This window comes from Allosphingosinicella indica (genome assembly GCF_900177405.1).
In the GTDB taxonomy this organism is placed as follows: domain Bacteria; phylum Pseudomonadota; class Alphaproteobacteria; order Sphingomonadales; family Sphingomonadaceae; genus Allosphingosinicella; species Allosphingosinicella indica.
In genome coordinates this window covers 1,822,147-1,842,069 of sequence record NZ_LT840185.1, presented here as the reverse complement: position 1 = coordinate 1,842,069, position 19,923 = coordinate 1,822,147, and the positions used below count along the sequence as shown (strand labels likewise).

Genomic DNA, 19,923 nt, shown 5'->3' with positions numbered 1-19,923 from the left:
TAGCGGGTGCCGCCATGCTCAATGACCTCAGCTCGCCGCTCTCCCTTCTCGAAACGCGGCGCTCGTCGCGCCCGCGCGATCTCGTCGCCCCCGGCCCGTCTCCGACGGAACTGGAGCGCATCCTGACGATCGCCGCGCGCACGCCGGATCACGGCAAGCTCGCGCCATGGCGCTTCGTCGAGGTCACCGACCGCGCGGCCTTCGCAGCGCTGCTCGAGCGCGCCTATCGCGCCGCCAATCCCGATGCGGGCCGGCTGGAGATCGAAGCCGCGCACACTTTCGCGCATCAAGCGCCGACGCTGATCGTTGTGCTGTCGGCACCCGTCGTCCCGCACAAGATACCGGTCTGGGAGCAGGAGCTTTCGTGCGGCGCGGCGGCGATGAACCTGCTGCTCGCCGCCCACGCGCTCGGCTATGCGGGGGGCTGGGTGACGGGCTGGGCCGCCTTCTCCGACATCGTTCGCGACGCATTCGGCAGCGCCAACGATCGCATAGCGGGATTTTTCTTTCTGGGGACGCGGTCGGTCGAACCTGAAGAGCGGTTGCGACCGGCGCTCGGCGACATCCTGTCGCGCTGGCCGGGCACGTGAACCCCAAGTGAACACTTTCTCCTTGACCGCGCTGGTGTATTAGGACAGCATATCGGCATGAGTCAGGAAGAACGTCCGGTATATCTGCGTCTGCGCGACACGATCGCCGCGATGATCTTGGAGGGGCGCGTCCGCGACGGAGACGCCCTCCCGTCGGTGCGCAGCCTCGCCGCCGAACATGGCGCCAACCCGCTCACCGTCGCCAAGGCCTACCAGACCTTTCAGGACGAAGGGCTGGTGACCGTGAAACGCGGTGTTGGCATGTTCGTCGCGGAAGGCGCGACCCAGCGACTGCGGACGAGCGAGCGCGAAGAATTTCTCCAGCATCGCTGGCCCGGAATCGCCGCGCATATCCGCCGGCTGGGCCTCGACGTCGACGATCTCGTGGAGCGGACGCGGGCCTAAGCCGCTCGCTTCATTCAGACTCTCATTACGATACTGTTACATTTCCGCCACTAGCGCGCGGATTTGCTGCCACACGCCGTTTGCCCGCTTGGCAAAACCACGGTTTTCCGGGAATTTCGCATCGTCACTCTTAGGGGAGAGTCCGATGCGCGCCCACCACGATCGCCCGTTCGCTATAGCTCGTCTTGCCACTGCCGTCTCACTGATGGCGATCGCCGCGCCCGCATGGGCCCAGACCGGAACCGGCGCGGCGGGTGCCGGGCCCGGGGTGATCGACAATCAGGACATCATCGTCACCGCTACCAAGCGCGCCAGCACGATCCAGGACGTGCCCTTTTCGATCAACGCGCAGACGCAGGAAGACATCCAGAAATCCGGATCGAACACGATCGAGGATCTCTCGCGCAACGTCGCCGGCCTGGCGATCCAGAACCTCGGCCCGGGCCAGAGCCAGGTGTCGATCCGCGGCGTGTCCGCCGGCCAGGTCGTCCGCGACCAGCCGGGCGTGAAGGAGCAGGTCGGCGTCTATCTCGACGAATCCGTCGTCTCGCTGTCGCTGTTCACGCCCGATCTCGACCTCTTCGATCTCAACCGCGTCGAGACGCTGCGCGGCCCGCAAGGCACGCTGTTCGGCTCCGGCTCGGTCGGCGGCACGATCCGCTACATCACCAACCAGCCGACCACCGAGCGCGTCGAAGGGACGATCGAGGGCAACCTCAACCTCGTCAACGGCGACGATCTCGGCGGCTACATCAAGGGCGCGATCAACGCCCCGCTGAACGACAGCGCGGCTGTGCGCGTCGTCGGCTACCACACCGAATATGGCGGCTTCGTCAACGCGCTGAAGAACGACGGGACGATCGACACCGACGTCAACGGCGGCCGCCGCACCGGCGGGCGCATCGCCTTCATGCTGCAGCCGGCCGAGAACGTCACGATCACGCCGCGCCTCGTCTATCAGGAAATCCGCGCGAACGGCTACAACCGGCAGGAGGTCTACAACCTCTTCGCCAACCCCTTCACCACCACCCGCCCGCCGGTGACGTTTCGCGAGCGGCAGCAGTTCCTGCTTACCGACGAGAGCTTCCAGGACAATTTCCTGCTCGCCGATCTCACCGCCGACGTGGATTTCGGAGCGGTCGGCCTGACCTCGGTCACCAGTTATATCGACCGCCGCATCCGCACCCGCCGCGATGCCAGCGCGCTGACCGGATCGGTTTCGGTCGATCTCGGCTTCCCCGATGCGGCGGTGCTGCTGCCCTCCGGCCTCGTCGATGCCACCGCGCTGGAGACCTTCACCCAGGAACTCCGCCTCGCCTCGACCGGGCCGGGGCCGTTCCAGTGGCTGGTCGGCGGCTTCTATTCGAAGATCGACCGCTTCTACAAACAGCGCCTGCCCACTCCGGGCTATGATGCCTTCACGGATGCGACGCTCGGCGCCGGCACCGCCGCCGCGGTCTCCAACGGCTTCGGCCCGGATTCGCCCTACAATTCCGATTTGCCCTACGACATCGAGCAGAAGGCAGTGTTCGGCGAGGCGAGCTATTCCTTCGGGCAGTTCACCCTCACCGCCGGCGCGCGTTACTATGACTTCGAGGAGGAGCGCAGCTTCACCTCGGGCGGCCTGTTCTCGAACGGAGACCGGCGGACGGACACCACCGGGTCCAATGGCGTCACGCCGCGCTTCCTCGCCAGCTACAAGGCGTCGGAGAACATCACCCTCAACCTGCAGGCCTCGAAGGGCTTCCGGCTGGGCGGCGTCAACGATCCGCTCAACCTGCCGCTCTGTTCGCCGGGCGACGCCGCCATCTTCGGCGGCTTCCAGTCCTATGACGACGAGAGCCTGTGGAACTACGAGGGCGGCGTGAAGTCGCAGTTCGGCGGCATCACCTTCAACACGGCGGCCTTCTACACCGACATCAAGAATTTGCAGGTCACGCTCGACGCGGGCACCTGCTCGTCGCGCATCGTCTTCAACGTGCCCAAGGCGCATACCGCTGGCGTCGAGGTCGAGTTCGCGGCGCGGCTGCTCGAAGGCTTCGATGTCTCGGTCAACGGCAGCTACGTGAGCTCCAAGTTCGATTCGACCGTGGCCGACGCCACCGGCGCGGTGATCGGCGGCATCCGCGATGGCAACCGCCTTCCGTCGGTGCCGAAGTTCCAGATGGCGGCGAACGCGAGCTACACCTTCCCGATCGGACCGGGCAGCGATGCCTTCATCGCAGCGTCGTTCCAGCATGTCGGCAGCCGCTACACGCAGCCGAGCGACCAGGAGAATCCGATCCGCAGCTTCGTCTCCGGCCTGCCCTTCGGCGGCGCGACCGGGCTCGAGGCGACGGTCATCGATCTGAAGCTTCCCGACTATCAGCTGGTCAATTTCAGCGTCGGCGTGGAGATGGAAAGCGGGCTCGACATCACCGCCTACGTCAACAACGTGTTCGACGAAAACCCGCTGCTTTCGTTCGACCGCGAGCGCGGCGGCCGCGCACGGCTTGGCTTCAACATCGGCCAGCCGCGCACCTACGGCGTGACCGTCCGGAAGTCCTTCTAGGGGCTTTCGCGACGGCCGGAACTGCGGTTAGCTTGGGCCGGCGGGGCAACTCGCCGGCCCTTCTTTTTTCAGGGAGATGCGCATGGCAGGTTTCACCCGGCGCGCCGCGCTTGCCGCCGCAGGGGCCGGTGCGCTCGCCACACCCGCCATCCTTCGCGCTGCTAGGCCGGGCAGCGCACGCCGCATCGTGGTGATCGGCGCCGGCGTGTTCGGTGCCTGGACCGCACACCACCTCCTGAAGCGCGGCCACGATGTGTTACTGCTCGACGCCTGGGGCCCGTCGCACGCGCGTGCTTCCTCGGGCGGAGAATCGCGGATGACGCGCGCGGGCTACGGCGCGGACGAAGTCTATTCGCGGATGGCGCGGGATTCGCTGCCCGAATGGAAATCGCTATCGGCACGCGCAGGCCTGCCGATCTTCCACCAGATCGGCGTGCTGTTCTTCGGCCCCCCGACCGAACGTTACCTGACCGATAGCGCGACGGTGCTCGACCGCCTCGCCATCCGACACGAGCTCATTCAGACGCCCACGCTCCGCAAGCGCTTCCCGATGATCGCGTTCGAGGATGAGACGCTCGGCCTCTACGAGCCCGAGTTTGGCGCGCTGATGGCCCGCCGCGCGGTGCAGACTTTGGTGGCGGAGTTCGTCGCCGCGGGCGGGCGTTACGCGCAGAAGGCGGTGGCGCCGCCCGACATCCGGGGACAGCGGCTTGATCATATCGTCACCACTGGCGGCGAGCGGATCGAGGGCGACGTCTTCGTGTTCGCCTGCGGCCCGTGGCTGCCCAAACTCTTCCCTGCGATGCTCGGAAAACGCATCTTCCCGACGCGGCAGGAGATCTTCTTCTTCGCTGCCGAGGCCGGTGACACGCAATATCTGCCCGGCAGCCTTCCCGGCTGGGCGGACTTCAACGGCGGCGACATCTATTACGGCTTTCCCGACCTCGAAAACCGAGGCTTCAAGATCGCGCATGACGCGCACGGCCCGCCGATCGATCCGGACGCCGGCGATCGCACGCCGCGTGCCGAAGCACTCGCCGACGTCCGCGCCTTCATGAAGAAGCGCTTCCCCGCCCTTGCCGATCGTCCGCTGAGCGAGGCGCGCGTCTGCCAATATGAGAATAGCGCCAACGGCGATCTGCTGATCGACCGCCACCCGGCGCTCTCCGACGTCGTGCTGGTCGGCGCCGGCAGCGGCCACGGCTTCAAGCACGGCCCCGCCGTCGGCGCCTATGCCGCAGCGCTGGTGGACGGCACACTGGCCAAGCCCGAACCGCGCTTCTCCTTCGCCAGCAAAGGCGAAACGCAGGCGCGGGCGGTGCACTAGGCCAGCCGCCGCCCTCACCCGCCCGTCACCAGACTGACGATCGGGAGGCGGCTGGCCGGCGATCTTACGCCAGTGCCTTCGCGCGGGCTTCCACCCTTTCCTGCAGCATCGTCAGCGGCATCGCGCCGTCGCGTAGCACCTCGTGGAACTGTTTGAGATCGAAGCGGTCGCCGAGCATCGCCTGCGCTTTCTTGCGCGCCTCCACCCAGGCGATATGGCCGATCTTGTAGCTGCAAGCCTGGCCCGGCGAGCAGGTGTAGCGTTCAACCTCGCGCTGCGAGCGCGGCTGCGGGAAGCCGGTGGTCTCGACCAGATATTTGGTCGCCTGGTCCGCCGTCCAGCGCTTGGTGTGGATGCCGGTATCGACCACCAGCCGTGCCGCGCGGAACAGATAGGATTGCAGAAAGCCCGCACGTTCGACCTCGGTCTTGTAGCCGCCAAGCTCGTCGGCGACGCTCTCGGCATAGAGCGCCCAGCCTTCGCCATAGGCGCCGAACCAGCTCAGCTTGCGCAGCAGATGCGAGTCGCTCGCCTGCGTCGCGACGCTGTTCTGGAGATGATGCCCCGGATCGGCCTCGTGATAGGTCAGCGCCGGCAGCGTGTATTTCGGCCAGTCGCCCACGTTCTTGAGGTTGATCCAGTAAATCGCCGCCCGCGATCCATCGAGCGCGGCGGGCGTGTAATAGCCGTTTGGCGCGCCGTCCTGGATATCGACCGGCACTGCGCGGATTTCGATCGGCACGCCGGGCAGCGTCGCGAACATCTTGGGAAGCCGGCCTTCCATGTCCTTCACGCCGGCGTTGAGATCGGCGATGAGCTGCTTCCGGCCTTCAGCAGTGTCCGGATAGAGTTGTGCCGGACTCTTGTTGAGCTGGGTCAGGCGCGCACCGACCGAGCCTTGGCTCAGCCCTTCCTTCTTGAGGATCGCATCGAGCCGCGCGCTGATCTCCGCGACCTGATCGAGACCAACCTTGTGGACCTCATCGGGGGTCATCCGCGTCGTGGTCGAGCTGGCAAGAGCGGCAGCATACAGCGCCTCGCCTTGCGGAATGTCCCACACGCCCGCGGTCTTGCGGCCTTTCGCGTGAAGCTGCTTCACCAGCGCCATCTGCCGGTCGAGCGCAGGATAGACCTTGTCGGCGACAATCTTGGCCGCGCGCCCGTTCCAGTCGCCCGCGATATTCTTGGTCTTGGCGCGCCCGGACAGCGACGTGGCGAGGCCGCTCTCGGCCGGCGCCGGCTTACGCAGCGCCTCCATCTGCCCAAGCGTGAGCGCGAAGGAGACGTCGGGCGGCACGATTCCGCGCGCAGCGTCGCCTTTCAGCGTCTCGGTATCGCCGTCGAGCGAGCCGGCGAACGCCTCAAGGCGGGCCAGATAGGCGTCCGCATCCGCAGCATTATTCACCGGATGCTGCGAATTGAGGAAATCGGGGATCGAGAAATAGGCGCCGTCCTGCTGGGTGATGCGGAACGGATAGACCGGGGAATCGACCTGGAAGCGGGTCGGGCCGACCGCATAGTCGCTCAGCACCGCCTCGATAACGTCGCGATCCAGCGCCATCTGCGGCGAGAGCTGACTTTTGTCGACCTGGATCGACGCGATGGCCTGCTTGAGCGCCGCCGCATCCTCGGCGCGTGATACGGGCGAGGTATCGGAAAGCTTGCTGCGCAGCGCCGCATTCGGCCCGGTGTCGAGACCGAACATGGTGGCGATGCCGGGATTGCGCTTCATCATCTCCTGGACGATCGCGTCGAATTTGCCTTTCAGCGCCGCATCGCCGGGGCCGGCCGTAACGGGCGCCTGCGCAAAGGCCGTGCGCGCGAGCAGCGTTGCCGAGAGCGCAGCCGCGCCGCTCGACGCGAGAAAAGTCCGCCGGTCCATATGATCCATCCCGTTTCGATTACTGTCGATGCGCGAATGCGCGGGCCGCACCATCGGACGGCCCGCGCACCCGCGTCAACAGCATAGATCGAACCGGACGATGTCTCGCGCCGGTATAGCGCCCTCAGCCTAGCGGCCGGGCTCCGCCATCTTGCGATGCCGCTCGGCGAGAACTGTCTCTGGCAGCACGCCCGCGGCGGCGACGGTGAGCTTGTTGGCTAGCCCGCTTACGATACCGGGCTTGCCGGACTTCATCGCCTCGTACCCGTCCTTGGCGACCTTCGCAGCATCGGCCTTGTTGTCGTCCTTGCCGACCGGCGTGTCCTCCATATGCGCGCGATCGAAGAACTCGGTCTCGGTCGCGCCCGGCATCAGGCAGGTGACGGTGATCTCGGTATCCTTGAGCTCATTGCCGAGCGCGTAGGAGAAGCTGTCGAGAAACGCCTTGGTACCGTTGTACACCGCCTGGAAGCTCCCCGGCAGATAGCCGGCGATCGATCCGGTGATGAGGATGCGGCCCTTGTTGCGGTCGCGCATGCCGCGGCCGACCTGCTGCACGAGCGCGACCGTGCCGGTGACGTTGACGCCGATCACCGCGGCGATCTCGTCGAAGTCCTGATCGAGAAAGGCGTGGCCGAGGCCGCGGCCCGCGTTGGCAAGCAGCGCATCGACCGGACGGTCGCCGATCTCGGCGATCAGCTTGTCGACGCCGTCGGGCGTTCCGAGATCGGCCTGGACGGGCTGCACCCAGACGCCGGTGGCGCGCAGCGTCTCGGCCGCGCTTTCGATCTCGGCTTCGTCGGCGGCGATGATGAGATCATAGCCGTCGGCGGCGCAGCATTTGGCCAGTTCGAAACCGATGCCGGTCGAGGCGCCGGTGACAATCGCGAGGGGGCGGAATGCCATGTCAGTCTCTCCTTATCCGAACGGCTTGAGGACGACCTTCGTCCACTCGTTCTGGTTTTCCTTGAAGTTCTTGTAGCCCTCGGCCGCTTGTTCGAGCGGCAGGCGATGGCTGATGAGGAAGGTCGTATCGATCTCGCCATTGGCGATCCGGCCCAGCAGCTCCTTGGTGTATTTCTGGACGTGGGTCTGGCCGGTTTTGAGGGTCAGCCCCTTTTCCATCACCGCGCCGAGGGGGAATTTATCGGTCATCCCGCCATATACCCCGGGGATCGAAACGCGCCCGCCCTTGCGGACAGCGAGGATCGCCTGCTTGAGCGCCGACGCGCGATCGGCGCCTATGCCGAACTTCTGCTTGGCGACATCCAGCATGTTGTCGATCGCGAAGCCGTGCGCCTCCATGCCGACTGCGTCGATCACCGCATCGGGACCGATCCCGCCGGACATCTCCATCAGCGCCTCGCGGACGTCGGTCTGGCGGAAATCGATGACTTCGGCGCCGAGCTTGCGGGCGAGCTCCAGCCGGCCCGGCCAATGGTCGATGCCGATCACGCGCTTGGCGCCCATGATGAGCGCGCTCTGGATCGCGAACAGGCCGACCGGGCCGCAACCCCAGACGGCAACCGTGTCGCCCTCCTCGATCTCGGCATTTTCCGCCGCCATCCAGCCGGTGGGCAGGATGTCCGAGAGGAATAGCACCTTGTCGTCTTCGAGCTCGTCGGGGACGACGATCGGGCCGACGTCGGAGAATGGCACGCGGACATATTCCGCTTGGCCGCCCGAATAGCCGCCGGTGAGGTGCGAATAACCGAACGCACCGGTCATCGGATGGCCATAGAGCTTCTCCGACATGTCCTGCTTTTCGGCCGGATTGCTGTTGTCGCAACCGGCATATTGTTGCTTTTCGCAGAAGAAGCAGCTTCCGCAGGCGATGACGAAGGGGACGACGACGCGCTGGCCTTTTTGCAGGCTGCTCTTCGGCCCCGTTTCCACCACCTCGCCCATGAATTCGTGGCCGAGGATGTCGCCCGGAAGAAGGCCTGGGATGACGCCGTCGTACAGGTGGAGGTCGGAGCCGCAGATCGCGGTCGAGGTGATCTTGATGATCGCGTCGCGCGGATTGACGAGTTCGGGATCGGGCACGGTGTCGACGCGGACGTCCTGGGTGCCGTGAAAGGTGAGAGCGCGCATGTTCGTATCTCCTCAGGCGTCTTCGCGCCGGTTGGCGGAGGTGGCGATCTCGCCCGACTCCATCAGCATCCGGAAGCGCCGCAGCTCGCGGCGGGTCTGTATCTCGGGCTCGCGCTGGAACAGCTTGGCGAACAGCCGGCCGATCTCGCCGCCGGGCGGCTTGTAGGCGATGATCGCCTCCACCTGGGTGCCGCGATCGCCGGGCGCGTCGCGAAAGGCGACGCGGCCTTCGGCCTCGATCTGCGAACCTTCGACCGACCGCCAGGCAATCAGCTCATTTTCGCGTTCCTCGACGATCGTGCTCTCGACATGGACCGTCTTGCCCAGCGGCCCGGCGATCGCCCAGTCATACTGATCCTGCCCCGTCGGCTGCACCGCCTCTACATTCTCCATGAACTTGGGAAGGTTGGTGAAATCGCGCCAGAAGGCGAACAGCTCGGCGCGCGGACGATTGATCGTCACCGTTCGCCCGACAACCGAGAAATCGCCGAACTTGCGCTGGCGAGCGGTGCGGCCGGGGGCGCTGTCACCGGGGCGGTCCAGATTGTCGCGTCGCACCGCGATCGCCGCTGCGGCGGCGCCAATCGCCAGCGCGCCGATGCCGATCGCGGCGGCAGCCTTCTGGTTGCGCGTGAGCTTGGTCTCGTCCGCCTTGGGACGGGATTTTGATTTGGTGGTCATAGGGCTCTCCTCGCTCGGAGGAACGAGGCAGCCTCGGGTTCGATCCGGCGGCTTTCGCTTAAATTCCAGTTGGTTACGGAAGCGGATCGAACGCCAAAAGGCCAAGTGGTTGATCGTGAAGCGAAATCACTGTTTCGCGTCTGTCGATCTTAACCCATGTTGCATATGTACTTGGATTTATTTGGTTTTTTGTTCCGCCCCGGAAACCTTTCCGCATTCCTAGCGTTCTCGTTCATCTTCTCCGGTGGAAAAAGCCATGACCCGATATTTTCCTGCCCGTGTCACCCGTTCCGGCGCAGGCTATGTCATCGCTTTCCCCGATTTGCCCGGTTGCGAAAGCCAGGGTGTGTCCTTCCACGATCTCAGCCATCGCGCCGGCGCCCTGCTGGCCGCCCACCTCGACGCCCTGCGCGATGCGGGCGGCCTGGTGCCGGAGCCGTCCTCCATTAAGGCGCTTGAAGACGCGATCGATCGCGAAGGGACGAGCTATCTGCTTGTCGCCGCGCAGCAGGCGGGGCAGTCGTCGCGCGTCGAGGTGAGCCTTCCCGATGATCTGCTCCGTGCGATCGACGCGCTGGGGACCGACCGCGCCTCCTTCATCGCCGTCGCTACCCGTCGCGCGATCGATGCGATCGCCCGCCCCCGCGCCAACGTCGTTCGTCGCCGGCGCTCGACCCGCGTGGTCGCCGCCGCCGCGATGCACTGATCAGGCGGCGAGCATGTCCTCGTCCATCGCGTAGAGCATCTCCGCCCCGGCGCGGGCCGACGCCGCAAGGCCGATCGCTTCCGGCACCACCTGCTCCAGATAGAAACGCGTAGCGGCTTTCTTCATCGCGAGATAGGCAGGGTCGCCATCCAATTCGTCCGCTACCGCAGCCTGCCGCGCCATCAGCCAGCCGGCCACCGCGACCGACAGCATCGTCAGGAACGGATAGGACGCCGCCAGCCGATCGTCGGGCGATGCGGCCTGCAGTTCCCCGCCGATCGCTTCGCAGAGATCGATGAGCGCGCTTAGCGCTGCCTGGCCGCCAGCTTCGCCGCGCATGTCGGCGATCAGCCCCGCAAAGGTGCTCCCGCCCGCTAAACCGAGCTTGCGGCCGACCAGATCGGCGGCCTGGATGCCGTTGGTGCCCTCGTAGATCGGCGCGATGCGCGCGTCGCGATAATGCTGCGCGGCGCCGGTCTCCTCTACGAAGCCCATGCCGCCGTGGACCTGCACGCCGATGCTCGCGACTTCGCAGCCGATGTCGGTGCCGTAGGCCTTGACCAGCGGCGTCAGCAGATCGAGCCGCGCCTTCGCCGCCTCGTCGCCCAGCGTCGCGCGATCGACCTGCCCCGCGGCATAATAGGTCAGCGCGCGCGCCGCCTGCGTCAGCGCCTTCATGCGCAGTAGCATCCGCCGGACATCGGGATGCTCGACGATCCGCACCGGATCGCGGCCGTGGCCCGCGCGCGCCGATTGCACCCGCTCGCGCGCATAGGCGACCGCCTGCTGCGTCGCCCGTTCGGCGATCGAGACGCCCTGCAGGCCGACGTTGAGCCGCGCGTTGTTCATCATCGTGAACATGGCGCGCATTCCGCCATTCTCCTCGCCGATCAGCCAGCCGGTGCACTGCCCCTCGTCGCCGTAGGACATGACGCAGGTTGGCGACGCGTGGATGCCGAGCTTGTGCTCGATCGACACGCATTTGAGATCGTTGCGCCGCCCATCCGGCAGGATCTTAGGCACGAGAAACAGCGAAATGCCGCGTGTGCCTTCTGGCGCATCGGGGGTGCGGGCCAGCACCAGGTGGACAATGTTGTCGGCAAGGTCGTGCTCGCCGAAGGTGATGAAGATCTTGGTTCCGCTGATCGCATAAGTGCCATCGCCGTTCGGCACGGCGCGCGACTTCAACGCGCCGACGTCCGATCCGGCCTGCGGCTCGGTGAGGTTCATTGTGCCGGTCCACTCGCCGGTGACGAGCTTGGGGAGCCAGGTTTTCTGCAGCTCTGGCGATCCGTGATGCTTCAGCGCCTCGACTGCGCCCGGCGTCAGCATCATCGCCAGCGAGAAGCCCATGTTGGCGGAACCCAGATCCTCCATCACGACCATCGCCAACGTGTGCGGCAGCCCCTGCCCGCCATGCTCGGCCGGCCCCGCGAGCGTGCCCCAGCCGCCCTCGACATAGGCCTTGTATGCCTCGCGAAAGCCCGCCGGCATCGTCACGCCTTCCGGCGACCATTTCGCGCCGAGCTCGTCACCGATCCGGTTGAGCGGCGCAAATTCACCGGCGGCGAATTGACCTGCGCCCTCCAGGATCGCATCGACGAGATCGGGGGTCGCGTCGGCAAAGCCGTTCGGCCCCGCCACCTCCGCCAGCCGCACGACATGATCGATGAGGAAACGCTGTTCGGCGATGGGCGGCGTATAGGTCATCGGGCTCCCCGGCTTGCACGGCTGTCGGCGCGGCTATAGCGCGGCGACATGAGCGCGCCAAACCCGCCCGGCACGGCCCCGATCCGCCCGTATGGCGAAGCGGCGATCGCCGAAGCGGCGGCGTTGGTGGCGGCGGGCCAGCCGGTCGCGATCCCGACCGAGACGGTCTACGGCCTCGCCGCTGATGCCACCAACGGCGCGGCGGTGGCGCGGGTCTATGCCGCCAAGCGCCGTCCGAGCTTCAACCCGCTGATCGTCCACGTCGGCGATCTCGAGGCGGCGGGCCGCATCGCGAAGCTGGACGATGCGGCGCGGGCGCTCGGTGCGCGCTTCTGGCCGGGGCCGCTGACGATGGTGCTGCCGACGCTGGCCTCCTCCGGCATCGCGCCGCTGGTCACGGCGGGTCTCGACACCGTGGCGATCCGCGTGCCCCAGGCGCGGGCGATCCGCGCGTTGATCGCGGCAACCGGCAAGCCGCTCGCAGCGCCCTCAGCCAACGCCAGCGGCAGCATCAGCCCGACCCGCGCCGAGCATGTCGCAGCGAGCCTTGGCGAACGGATCGCGCTGATCCTCGACGACGGACCGTCGGCGCACGGTATCGAATCCACCATCGTCGCGGTCGAGGCGGGGCAGCTCCGGCTACTGCGGCCCGGCCCGATCGGGATCGACGCGCTAGAAGAAGCAGGCGGGCTGCCGGTGGTGCTCGCCGGCGGCGGGCGGATCGAAGCGCCCGGGCAGCTCGCCAGTCATTATGCGCCGTCGAAGCCGCTGCGGCTCGACGCGGTGCAGGGCGAAAGCGGCGAATGGCTGATCGGCTTCGGCGCGGTCGCCGGCCGGGCGAATCTCAGCCCGTCGGGCGATCTGGTCGAGGCTGCCGCCAACCTCTTCGCCGCGCTGCACGAGGCGGACGCATCGCGTGCGCCGGCGATCGCGGTCGCGCCGATACCGGACGAGGGACTTGGCGCCGCGATCAACGATCGCCTGCGCCGCGCCGCCGCGCCGCGCCTCTAGTCGAGGAACAGTTCCGCCGCCGCCTCGACGATTGCATCGACGTCGAGCCGGTAGTGGCGATAGAGATCGGGCAGCGATCCGGTCTGGCCGAAGCGGTCGAGCCCCAGCGGGCTGACGCGGTGCCCCATCACGCCGCCCAGCCACGACAGCGCAGCGGGCGCGCCGTCGAGCAAGGTCACGAGCCCTGCATCGCGCGACAAGGGCGCGAGGAGCTTTTCGACATGGCTCGGCGCGCTCCCCTGCCCGGTCCAGCGCCCGCCGCGCCGCGCGCTCCAGCCTCGGTGGAGCAGATCGGGCGAGGTGACGGCGAGGAGGCCGAGTCCGGGCACATCGTCCTTCAGCGCTTCCCACGCGGCCAGCGCCTCGGGCGCGATCGCGCCGGAATAGACGATCGCCGCTTCCGCACCTTCCGCCGGGCGCCGCAGCCAATAGCCGCCCGCAAGCGCGTCGGCCTTCCAGCCGTCGCTGTCGCGCTCGACCTGCGCGATGCTACGGGTGGTGAGGCGGAGGTAGACGCTCTCGCCGTCCTCGGCCTGCATCAGCCGGAACGCTTCCTCCATCATCGCGGCAAGCTCGTCGACGAAGGCGGGCTCGTAATGGCGGAGCCCCGGCTGGCCGAGCGCTATCAGCGGCGGGTTGATCGACTGGTGCGCGCCGCCCTCTGGCCCCAGCGTCACGCCCGATGGTGTCGCGACAAGCAGGAAGCGCGCATCCTGGTAACAAGCGTAGTTGAGCGCATCGAGGCCGCGGGCGATAAACGGATCGTAGACGGTGCCGATCGGGAACAGCCGCGCGCCGAAGATGTCGCCCGCCAGCCCCATCGCAGCGAGCATCAGGAACAGGTTGTTCTCCGCGATGCCGAGCTCGACATGCTGGCCGGCGGCATGGCCCGCCCATTTCTGCGCGGACGGGATCTTGGCGGCGGCGAAGATGTCGGCCAGCTCCTGCCGGCGGAAGAGGCCGCGCTGGTTCACCCATGCGCCGAGGTTGGTCGAGACGGTGACGTCGGGCGAGGTGGTGACGATGCGGTCGGCGAGCGCTCCACCGGCGCGCGACAGATCGAGAAGGATGCGGCCGAACGCGGCCTGGGTGGATTGCTCGGCGCCTTCGGGCGGAGCAATAGCGGGCACCGGTGCAACATTCCAGGGCCGCTCGCGCTTGGCCTGCGCGATGCGGCTGCGCTGCACCAGCGCCTCCACGCCCGCCGCGCTGTTACCGCCTAGCCCCGCATAAGGCGCCCACTCCTCGCCCTCGGCGATCCCCATCGCACTCCGCAGCGCCGCGATCTGGCCGGGGTTCATCAGCCCGGCATGATTATCCTTATGCCCCGCGAAGGGCAGGCCGAAGCCCTTGATCGTGTAGGCGATGAACAGGGTCGGCACATCATCCTGGCACGCGTCGAACGCCTCGGTCAGCGCTTCCAGATCATGGCCGCCGAGGTTGGTCATCAGCGCCGCGAGCGCATCGTCGTCGCGCGCATCGAGGATTGGCTTCGTCGCTGGCGCTTCCTTCATCAGCCGCTCACGCCAGGCCGCGCCGCCGAGATAGGTGAGCGCGGCATAATCGGCATTGCCCGCCGCATCGATCCACGCCTTGAGCGCGTCGCCGCCCTTTTCGCGGAACGCCGCCTCCATCGCCTTGCCATATTTCAGCGTGACGACGCGCCAGCCGCAGCTCGCGAAAATCTCATCGAAGCGGTTGAACATGCGGTCCGCCGTCGTCGCATCGAGCGACTGGCGGTTGTAATCGATGATCCACCAGCAATTGCGGATGTCGTGCTTGGCCGCCTCGATCAGGCATTCGTAGATATTGCCCTCGTCGAGTTCGGCGTCGCCCATCAGCGCGACCATCCGCCCGGCTTCCTCCGCCGGCATCAGCCCGTGCGCGAGGAGATAATCCTGGATGAGGCTGGCGAAGGCGGTGATCGCGACGCCGAGGCCCACCGATCCGGTCGAGAAATCGACCGGAATGCGGTCCTTGGTGCGGCTGGGATAGCTCTGCATCCCGCGGAAGCCGCGGAAATTCTCCATCTGCTCGCGGTTCTGGCTGCCGAGCAGATAGTGGATCGCGTGGAGCACCGGCCCCGCGTGCGGCTTCACCGCCACCTTGTCGTTGGGGCCGAGCGCATGAAAATAGAGCGCCGCCATGATCGCAGTCATCGACGCGCACGACGCTTGGTGCCCGCCGACCTTCAGGCCGTCCGCACTGTCGCGAAGATGGTTCGCGTTGTGGATCGTCCACGCAGACAGCCAGCGCAGCCGATCGTCGAGCAGCCGCAGGGAATCGATATCGGGCGAAGCGGTCTTGAGCATGGCCCCGCCCTTAGCGCCAGAATCGACCGGCGTCATTCGGGCGGATGCCGGAATACGCTTAGGCCGACAACAGCTTCAGCGGGCTTTCGATCAGCTTCTTCAGGTCCTGCATGAAGCTCGCGGCGTCCCAGCCGTCGACGACGCGGTGGTCGCAGGAGATGGAGAGGTTCATCCGTTTGCGGATCTCCAGCTCGCCATCGACCACCACGACGCGGTCCTCGACCTTGTTGACGGCGATGATCGCTACCTCCGGCCGGTTGATGACGGGCGTCGAGACAACGCCGCCCATCGGGCCGAGGCTGGAGATGGTGATCGTCGATCCGGACAGCTCGTCGCGGCTCGCCTTACCGGCGCGGGCGGCGTCGGCGAGGCGCTTGATCTCGCGCGAGAGGCCCCACAGGTCGCGGCCGTCGGCATCGCGGATGACGGCGACCGAGAGGCCGTTGTCGGTTTGCGTCGCCATGCCCATGTGCACCGCGCCGGAGCGGTGGATGACGTTCGCCTCGTCGTCGTAGCGCGCGTTGATCTGCGGATAGTCGCGCAGCGCCTTGCACATCGCGGTGATGAGGAAGGGCAGCATCGTCAGCTTCGGATTGTCGCCGCGATCGCGATTCATCATCGCGCGCGTCGCTTCCAGATCGGTGACGTCATATTCTTCGACATAGGTGAAATGCGGGATGCGGCGCTTCGCCTCCTGCATATTCTCCGCGATCTTGCGGCGCAGGCCGACGACCTTGACGTCTTCGTCCGCCCGGCGCGCGGCGCCGCGCGGCGAGACCGAACCGCCCGAATAGAGCAGATAGGCGTCGAGATCGGCGTGACGGACGCGATCGGACGCGGTCTTCACCTGCGCTAGATCGATCCCGAGATCGCGCGCGCGGGCACGCACCGCGGGGGATGCGAGAGCACCTCCCCTCCCGCCTGCGGGAGGGGTCGGGGGAGGGGCTGCTTGACCCTCGGGAGCCGCCTTAACAGACCCTCCCCTGTCGCCGCTGCGCGGCTCATCCCCTCCCGCATGCGGGAGAGGCGCTTTCTCTTCCAGGCTCGGGATCGCCTCTTCCTGCGCGGGGGTCGGTGCGACCAGGCCGTCGCCGATCGCGACTTCGTCGGTGCGCTCGCCCTTTGCGTCGGTCTCGCTGCCTTCGCCGGCGGGGGCTTCCTCGCCTTCGGTCTCGATCACCACCAGCACCGAACCGATCGGGATCTGGTCGCCGACTTCGCCGGCCAGCTCGAGCACTTTGCCGGCGACCGGTGATTCCATCTCCACCGTCGCCTTGTCGGTCATCATGTCGGCGAGCTGCTGGTCCTCGGCGATGACGTCGCCGACCTTGACGTGCCACGCGACGATCTCTGCCTCGGCGATGCCTTCGCCGATGTCCGGCAGCCGGAAATTGAAGCGCGCCATCAGTCCTCCAGAACCTTCTTAAGGGCGTTGCCGAGCCGGATCGGGCCCGGGAAATAGGCCCATTCCAGCGAGTGCGGATAGGGGGTGTCGAAGCCGGTGACGCGAACCACCGGCGCCTCGAGATGATAGAAGCAGCGCTCCTGCACCAACGCCGAAAGCTCGGCGCCGAAGCCGGCGGTGCGCGTCGCCTCGTGCAGCACGATGCAGCGACCGGTCTTCTTGACCGATTCCTCGATCGTCTCGATATCGACGGGGACGATCGTGCGCAGGTCGATCACTTCGGCGTCGATGCCGAGCTCCGCGACCACGCCGAGCGCGAGATGGACCATCGTGCCGTAGGCGAGGATCGTCACCGCCTCGCCCGCGCGCGCAATCGCGGCCTTGCCGATCGGCACCGTGTAATGGCCATCGGGCACTTCGGCGGCCGGGTGCTTGGCCCAGGGCGTCACCGGCCGGTCGAAATGGCCGTCGAACGGGCCGTTGTAGATGCGCTTGGGCTCGAAGAAGACGACCGGATCATCGTCCTCGATCGCGGCGATCAGCAGGCCCTTGGCGTCATAGGGGTTTGACGGGATTACCGTCTTGATGCCGCAGGCGTGCGCGAACAGCGCCTCGGGCGATTGGCTGTGCGTCTGGCCGCCGAAGATGCCGCCGCCGTAGGGCGAGCGGATCACCATCGGCAGATACCATTCGCCCGCGGTGCGATAGCGCATGCGGCCGGCTTCGGAGACGATCTGGTCGAACCCCGGATAGATGTAATCGGCGAACTGGATCTCGACGACGGGGCGGAGGCCATAAGCCGCCATGCCGATGCCGACCGCGACGATACCGCCCTCGGCGATCGGCGCGTCGAACACGCGGCGCGTGCCGTATTTCTTCTGCAACCCTTCGGTGGCGCGGAAGACGCCGCCGAAATAGCCGATGTCCTCGCCGGTCACGACGATATTATCGTCGCGCTCCATCATCACGTCGTGCGCGTTGTTGATCGCCTGGATCATGTTCATGACGGTCATTTGCGCGCGGCCTCCAGCTCGGCGGTCATCTCGGCGGCCTGCTCCTGGAGATGCCACGGGCGATCGGCGAAGACGTCGTCGAACATCGTGGAAACGTCCTGCGGGAAATCGATGCTGGCGGCGGAGAGCGTGCCGCGGGTCTCGGCTTCCTTCTGCGCGGCGCGGACCTCGGCGCTCAGCTCCTCGATCAGCGCCGCATGGCGCTCGTCATCCCACTCGCCGAGCTTGACGAGATGCTGCTTCAGCCGCTCGACCGGATCGCCGAACGGCCAGGTCGCACCCTCCGCCTTCGGCCGGTAGCCGGTCGGATCATCGGAGGTGGAATGGCCCTCGACGCGGTAGGTGAAGAATTCGATCAGCGTCGGCCCGAGATTGGAACGGGCACGATCCGCCGCCCAGCGCGTCGCGGCATAGACTGCGAGCGCGTCGTTGCCGTCGACGCGGAGGCCCGGGATGCCATAGGCCAGCGCGCGCGCCGCGAATGTCGTGTTCTCGCCGCCCGCGATGCCTTGGAAGGTCGAGATCGCCCACTGGTTGTTGACGATGTTGAGCACCACCGGCGCGCGATAAACGGCAGCGAAGGTCAGCGCGTTGTGGAAATCGCCCTCTGCGGTCGCGCCCTCGCCGATCCAGGCGGCGGCAATGCGGCTGTCGCCCTTGATCGCCGACGCCATCGCCCAGCCGACGGCCTGCGGATATTGCGTGCCGAGATTGCCCGAGATGGAGAAGAAGCCGTGCGCACGATCCGAATACATGATCGGAAGCTGCCGGCCCTTCAGCTTGTCGCCGCGGTTGGAATAGACCTGGCACATCATCTCGGTGAGCGGATAATCGCGCGCGACGAGGATGCCCTGCTGGCGATAGGTGGGGAAGCACATGTCCTCCCGATCGAGCGCATGCGCGCCGGCGACGGCGATCGCCTCTTCGCCCGTGCATTTCATGTAGAAGCTGGTCTTGCCCTGCCGCTGGGCGCGATACATCCGGTCGTCATAGGCGCGGACCATCAGCATATCGCGCAGCATCCGGCGCAGCTTGTCGACGTCGAGGCGCGGGTCCCACGGGCCAACGGCCGATCCGTCCGCATCGAGCACGCGGATCAACTCATAGACATGGCCGCGCATCGCATCGGGGCGTTCGGAAACGTCGGGCCGCGCGACCCTGCCCGCCGGCGGCACGTCTATGTGGCTGAAATCGGGCTCGTCGCCGGGACGGCCCACGGGTTCCGGCACGTGCAGCGCGAGCGCCGGGCGGTTCCGGCGCTCCATTGGGTCGGTCATCCTCATCCTCTTCGGTGCAGCCCTTGATCCGAGCCGTTGGCCGATGGCACTCCCCCGCCCAACGGGCGGACACGGTGCCGGTGCCGCCTCTAGAGCATTTTTTTCGGCGGTGCATCCCCCGCGCAAAGTCGTTGCGAAGATCGCGCCGCTGGCCCAGCAAGAGCGCGAAAAAACGGGAGCTTCGCCGATGCGTATGGGATTGCTGATCGTGCCGCTGCTGGCGCTCGCCGCTTGCGCGACGCCCGCGCCAGAGGCCACCGAGCCGGTCTATTACGTCACCCGCCACCTCAACACGCCCGAGGGGGAGCGCGATCCCGATCTGACCGCTGAGGGTCGCGCCAATGCCGATCGGCTGGCGGCGCGGCTGGCGGGCGAGCCACCTCGCGTCATCTATGTATCCGATTACAAGCGCACCCGGCAGACGGCGGCGCCGATCGCGGCGCGCGCCGGCGTGACGCCCAAGGTCTACGATCCGGCAGATACGCCTGCCTTGGTCGCGAAAGTGAAGGCTGAAGGCGCCGGGCCGGTGCTGATCGTTGGCCACAGCAACACCGTGCCGGACATCGTCGAAGCGCTTGGCGGGGCGCGGCCCGAGCCGTTGGTGCATGAAGATTTCGGCGATCTCTGGACGATCCGCGGCGGGCGGAGCGTGCGCGAGAAATACAGCGAATAGCCCCTCGCCGGGTGGCAGAGGGGCTTTGGCTTTACAGATCGACGCCGGAGGCGATCGCCTCGAGCTTGCGGATACGCTCTTTGAGATCGGCCATCTCGATGCGCTCGCCCGCAACGCTGCGCGGTTCGCCGCGGATGCCGGTTAGCTCGAACCGCTTGAGTTCCAGCCAGCCCTGCCAGCCCCTGAGACCCGCGAACACCGCGATTGCGGTTGCCGTGAGCCCCGATCCGGCGAGGGCGATGAGGGTGATGGGATCGGCCATAGTCTCCTCCCTGAAGCTTCGCCT

Annotated in this window: 17 protein-coding genes; 7 read left to right on the top strand and 10 right to left on the bottom strand. The window is 66.8% G+C overall.

Annotated features, from left to right (window positions below; genetic code table 11):
- The first annotated feature begins 14 nt into the window (after positions 1-14).
- The 4 genes from B9N75_RS09095 (at position 15) to B9N75_RS09080 (ending at position 4,873) form a co-directional block, all read left to right on the top strand.
- Positions 15-590, top strand: coding sequence for a nitroreductase family protein (locus tag B9N75_RS09095; RefSeq protein ID WP_085218506.1), 576 nt, complete (start codon positions 15-17; stop codon positions 588-590).
- Positions 591-647: 57 nt separating this feature from the next.
- Entirely contained in the window at positions 648-995 is a 348-nt protein-coding gene (locus tag B9N75_RS09090; protein WP_085218505.1) for a GntR family transcriptional regulator, read from the top strand.
- A 145-nt stretch (positions 996-1,140) separates the two neighbouring features.
- Positions 1,141-3,546 (top strand): TonB-dependent receptor, encoded by a 2,406-nt coding sequence (locus tag B9N75_RS09085; RefSeq protein WP_085218504.1) that lies wholly within the window; start codon positions 1,141-1,143, stop codon positions 3,544-3,546.
- 82 nt (positions 3,547-3,628) lie between these two features.
- Entirely contained in the window at positions 3,629-4,873 is a 1,245-nt protein-coding gene (locus tag B9N75_RS09080) for an FAD-dependent oxidoreductase (protein WP_172840861.1), read from the top strand.
- A 64-nt stretch (positions 4,874-4,937) separates the two neighbouring features.
- Here the strand turns inward: B9N75_RS09080 and B9N75_RS09075 are convergent, their stop codons facing one another.
- The 4 genes from B9N75_RS09075 to B9N75_RS09060 all read right to left on the bottom strand — a co-directional run bounded on the left by B9N75_RS09075 (position 4,938) and on the right by B9N75_RS09060 (position 9,530).
- A complete protein-coding gene (locus tag B9N75_RS09075) occupies positions 4,938-6,755 on the bottom strand; it encodes a DUF885 domain-containing protein (RefSeq protein WP_085219516.1) in 1,818 nt (605 codons plus the stop codon).
- Positions 6,756-6,884: 129 nt separating this feature from the next.
- Entirely contained in the window at positions 6,885-7,661 is a 777-nt protein-coding gene (locus B9N75_RS09070) for an SDR family NAD(P)-dependent oxidoreductase (protein WP_085218502.1), read from the bottom strand.
- Positions 7,662-7,673: 12 nt separating this feature from the next.
- Positions 7,674-8,849 (bottom strand): zinc-dependent alcohol dehydrogenase, encoded by a 1,176-nt coding sequence (locus tag B9N75_RS09065; protein WP_085218501.1) that lies wholly within the window; start codon positions 8,847-8,849, stop codon positions 7,674-7,676.
- A 12-nt stretch (positions 8,850-8,861) separates the two neighbouring features.
- Positions 8,862-9,530 (bottom strand): SRPBCC family protein, encoded by a 669-nt coding sequence (locus B9N75_RS09060; protein WP_085218500.1) that lies wholly within the window; start codon positions 9,528-9,530, stop codon positions 8,862-8,864.
- 256 nt (positions 9,531-9,786) lie between these two features.
- On the opposite strand from B9N75_RS09060, the gene B9N75_RS09055 reads away from it, so the two are divergent.
- Complete coding sequence (locus tag B9N75_RS09055) at positions 9,787-10,236, top strand: type II toxin-antitoxin system HicB family antitoxin (RefSeq protein ID WP_157123764.1); 450 nt, start codon at positions 9,787-9,789, stop codon at positions 10,234-10,236.
- On the opposite strand, the gene B9N75_RS09050 is transcribed toward B9N75_RS09055, so the two are convergent.
- Entirely contained in the window at positions 10,237-11,946 is a 1,710-nt protein-coding gene (locus B9N75_RS09050) for an acyl-CoA dehydrogenase family protein (RefSeq protein WP_085218498.1), read from the bottom strand.
- Positions 11,947-11,994: 48 nt separating this feature from the next.
- On the opposite strand from B9N75_RS09050, the gene B9N75_RS09045 reads away from it, so the two are divergent.
- Positions 11,995-12,957, top strand: coding sequence for an L-threonylcarbamoyladenylate synthase (locus B9N75_RS09045; protein WP_085218497.1), 963 nt, complete (start codon positions 11,995-11,997; stop codon positions 12,955-12,957).
- Here the strand turns inward: B9N75_RS09045 and B9N75_RS09040 are convergent.
- The 4 genes from B9N75_RS09040 to B9N75_RS09025 are packed head-to-tail and all read right to left on the bottom strand — an operon-like array spanning position 12,954 to position 18,964.
- On the bottom strand, positions 12,954-15,269 hold the full coding sequence (locus B9N75_RS09040; protein WP_085218496.1) for a transketolase: 2,316 nt from the start codon (positions 15,267-15,269) through the stop codon (positions 12,954-12,956). The genes B9N75_RS09045 and B9N75_RS09040 overlap by 4 nt on opposite strands.
- Before the next feature lie 58 nt (positions 15,270-15,327).
- Complete coding sequence (locus B9N75_RS09035) at positions 15,328-16,674, bottom strand: dihydrolipoamide acetyltransferase family protein (protein WP_085218495.1); 1,347 nt, start codon at positions 16,672-16,674, stop codon at positions 15,328-15,330.
- Entirely contained in the window at positions 16,674-17,678 is a 1,005-nt protein-coding gene (locus B9N75_RS09030) for an alpha-ketoacid dehydrogenase subunit beta (RefSeq protein WP_085219514.1), read from the bottom strand. The genes B9N75_RS09035 and B9N75_RS09030 overlap by 1 nt, the downstream gene beginning before the upstream one ends.
- Positions 17,679-17,683: 5 nt before the next feature.
- Positions 17,684-18,964: a 3-methyl-2-oxobutanoate dehydrogenase (2-methylpropanoyl-transferring) subunit alpha gene (locus B9N75_RS09025; RefSeq protein ID WP_085218494.1), complete on the bottom strand. Its 1,281-nt coding sequence runs from the start codon at positions 18,962-18,964 to the stop codon at positions 17,684-17,686.
- Between the two features lie 187 nt (positions 18,965-19,151).
- On the opposite strand from B9N75_RS09025, the gene B9N75_RS14215 reads away from it, so the two are divergent.
- Positions 19,152-19,637 carry a phosphoglycerate mutase family protein gene (locus B9N75_RS14215; RefSeq protein WP_172840860.1) on the top strand — a complete coding sequence of 162 codons (486 nt, stop codon included), beginning with the start codon at positions 19,152-19,154 and terminating at the stop codon, positions 19,635-19,637.
- A 31-nt stretch (positions 19,638-19,668) separates the two neighbouring features.
- Here the strand turns inward: B9N75_RS14215 and B9N75_RS09015 are convergent, their stop codons facing one another.
- Positions 19,669-19,899, bottom strand: coding sequence for a glutathione S-transferase family protein (locus B9N75_RS09015; protein ID WP_085218492.1), 231 nt, complete (start codon positions 19,897-19,899; stop codon positions 19,669-19,671).
- Between the last annotated feature and the right edge of the window lie 24 nt (positions 19,900-19,923).

Excerpts from the sequence above, each read along its gene's own strand:
- B9N75_RS09095 (WP_085218506.1), top strand. The coding sequence starts at position 15 with ATGCTCAATGACCTCAGCTCGCCGCTCTCCCTTCTCGAAACGCGGCGC.
- B9N75_RS09090 (WP_085218505.1), top strand. The coding sequence starts at position 648 with ATGAGTCAGGAAGAACGTCCGGTATATCTGCGTCTGCGCGACACGATC.
- B9N75_RS09085 (WP_085218504.1), top strand. The coding sequence starts at position 1,141 with ATGCGCGCCCACCACGATCGCCCGTTCGCTATAGCTCGTCTTGCCACT.
- B9N75_RS09080 (WP_172840861.1), top strand. The coding sequence starts at position 3,629 with ATGGCAGGTTTCACCCGGCGCGCCGCGCTTGCCGCCGCAGGGGCCGGT.
- B9N75_RS09075 (WP_085219516.1), bottom strand. The coding sequence starts at position 6,755 with ATGGACCGGCGGACTTTTCTCGCGTCGAGCGGCGCGGCTGCGCTCTCG.
- B9N75_RS09070 (WP_085218502.1), bottom strand. The coding sequence starts at position 7,661 with ATGGCATTCCGCCCCCTCGCGATTGTCACCGGCGCCTCGACCGGCATC.
- B9N75_RS09065 (WP_085218501.1), bottom strand. The coding sequence starts at position 8,849 with ATGCGCGCTCTCACCTTTCACGGCACCCAGGACGTCCGCGTCGACACC.
- B9N75_RS09060 (WP_085218500.1), bottom strand. The coding sequence starts at position 9,530 with ATGACCACCAAATCAAAATCCCGTCCCAAGGCGGACGAGACCAAGCTC.
- B9N75_RS09055 (WP_157123764.1), top strand. The coding sequence starts at position 9,787 with ATGACCCGATATTTTCCTGCCCGTGTCACCCGTTCCGGCGCAGGCTAT.
- B9N75_RS09050 (WP_085218498.1), bottom strand. The coding sequence starts at position 11,946 with ATGACCTATACGCCGCCCATCGCCGAACAGCGTTTCCTCATCGATCAT.
- B9N75_RS09045 (WP_085218497.1), top strand. The coding sequence starts at position 11,995 with ATGAGCGCGCCAAACCCGCCCGGCACGGCCCCGATCCGCCCGTATGGC.
- B9N75_RS09040 (WP_085218496.1), bottom strand. The coding sequence starts at position 15,269 with ATGCTCAAGACCGCTTCGCCCGATATCGATTCCCTGCGGCTGCTCGAC.
- B9N75_RS09035 (WP_085218495.1), bottom strand. The coding sequence starts at position 16,674 with ATGGCGCGCTTCAATTTCCGGCTGCCGGACATCGGCGAAGGCATCGCC.
- B9N75_RS09030 (WP_085219514.1), bottom strand. The coding sequence starts at position 17,678 with ATGAACATGATCCAGGCGATCAACAACGCGCACGACGTGATGATGGAG.
- B9N75_RS09025 (WP_085218494.1), bottom strand. The coding sequence starts at position 18,964 with ATGACCGACCCAATGGAGCGCCGGAACCGCCCGGCGCTCGCGCTGCAC.
- B9N75_RS14215 (WP_172840860.1), top strand. The coding sequence starts at position 19,152 with ATGCGTATGGGATTGCTGATCGTGCCGCTGCTGGCGCTCGCCGCTTGC.
- B9N75_RS09015 (WP_085218492.1), bottom strand. The coding sequence starts at position 19,899 with ATGGCCGATCCCATCACCCTCATCGCCCTCGCCGGATCGGGGCTCACG.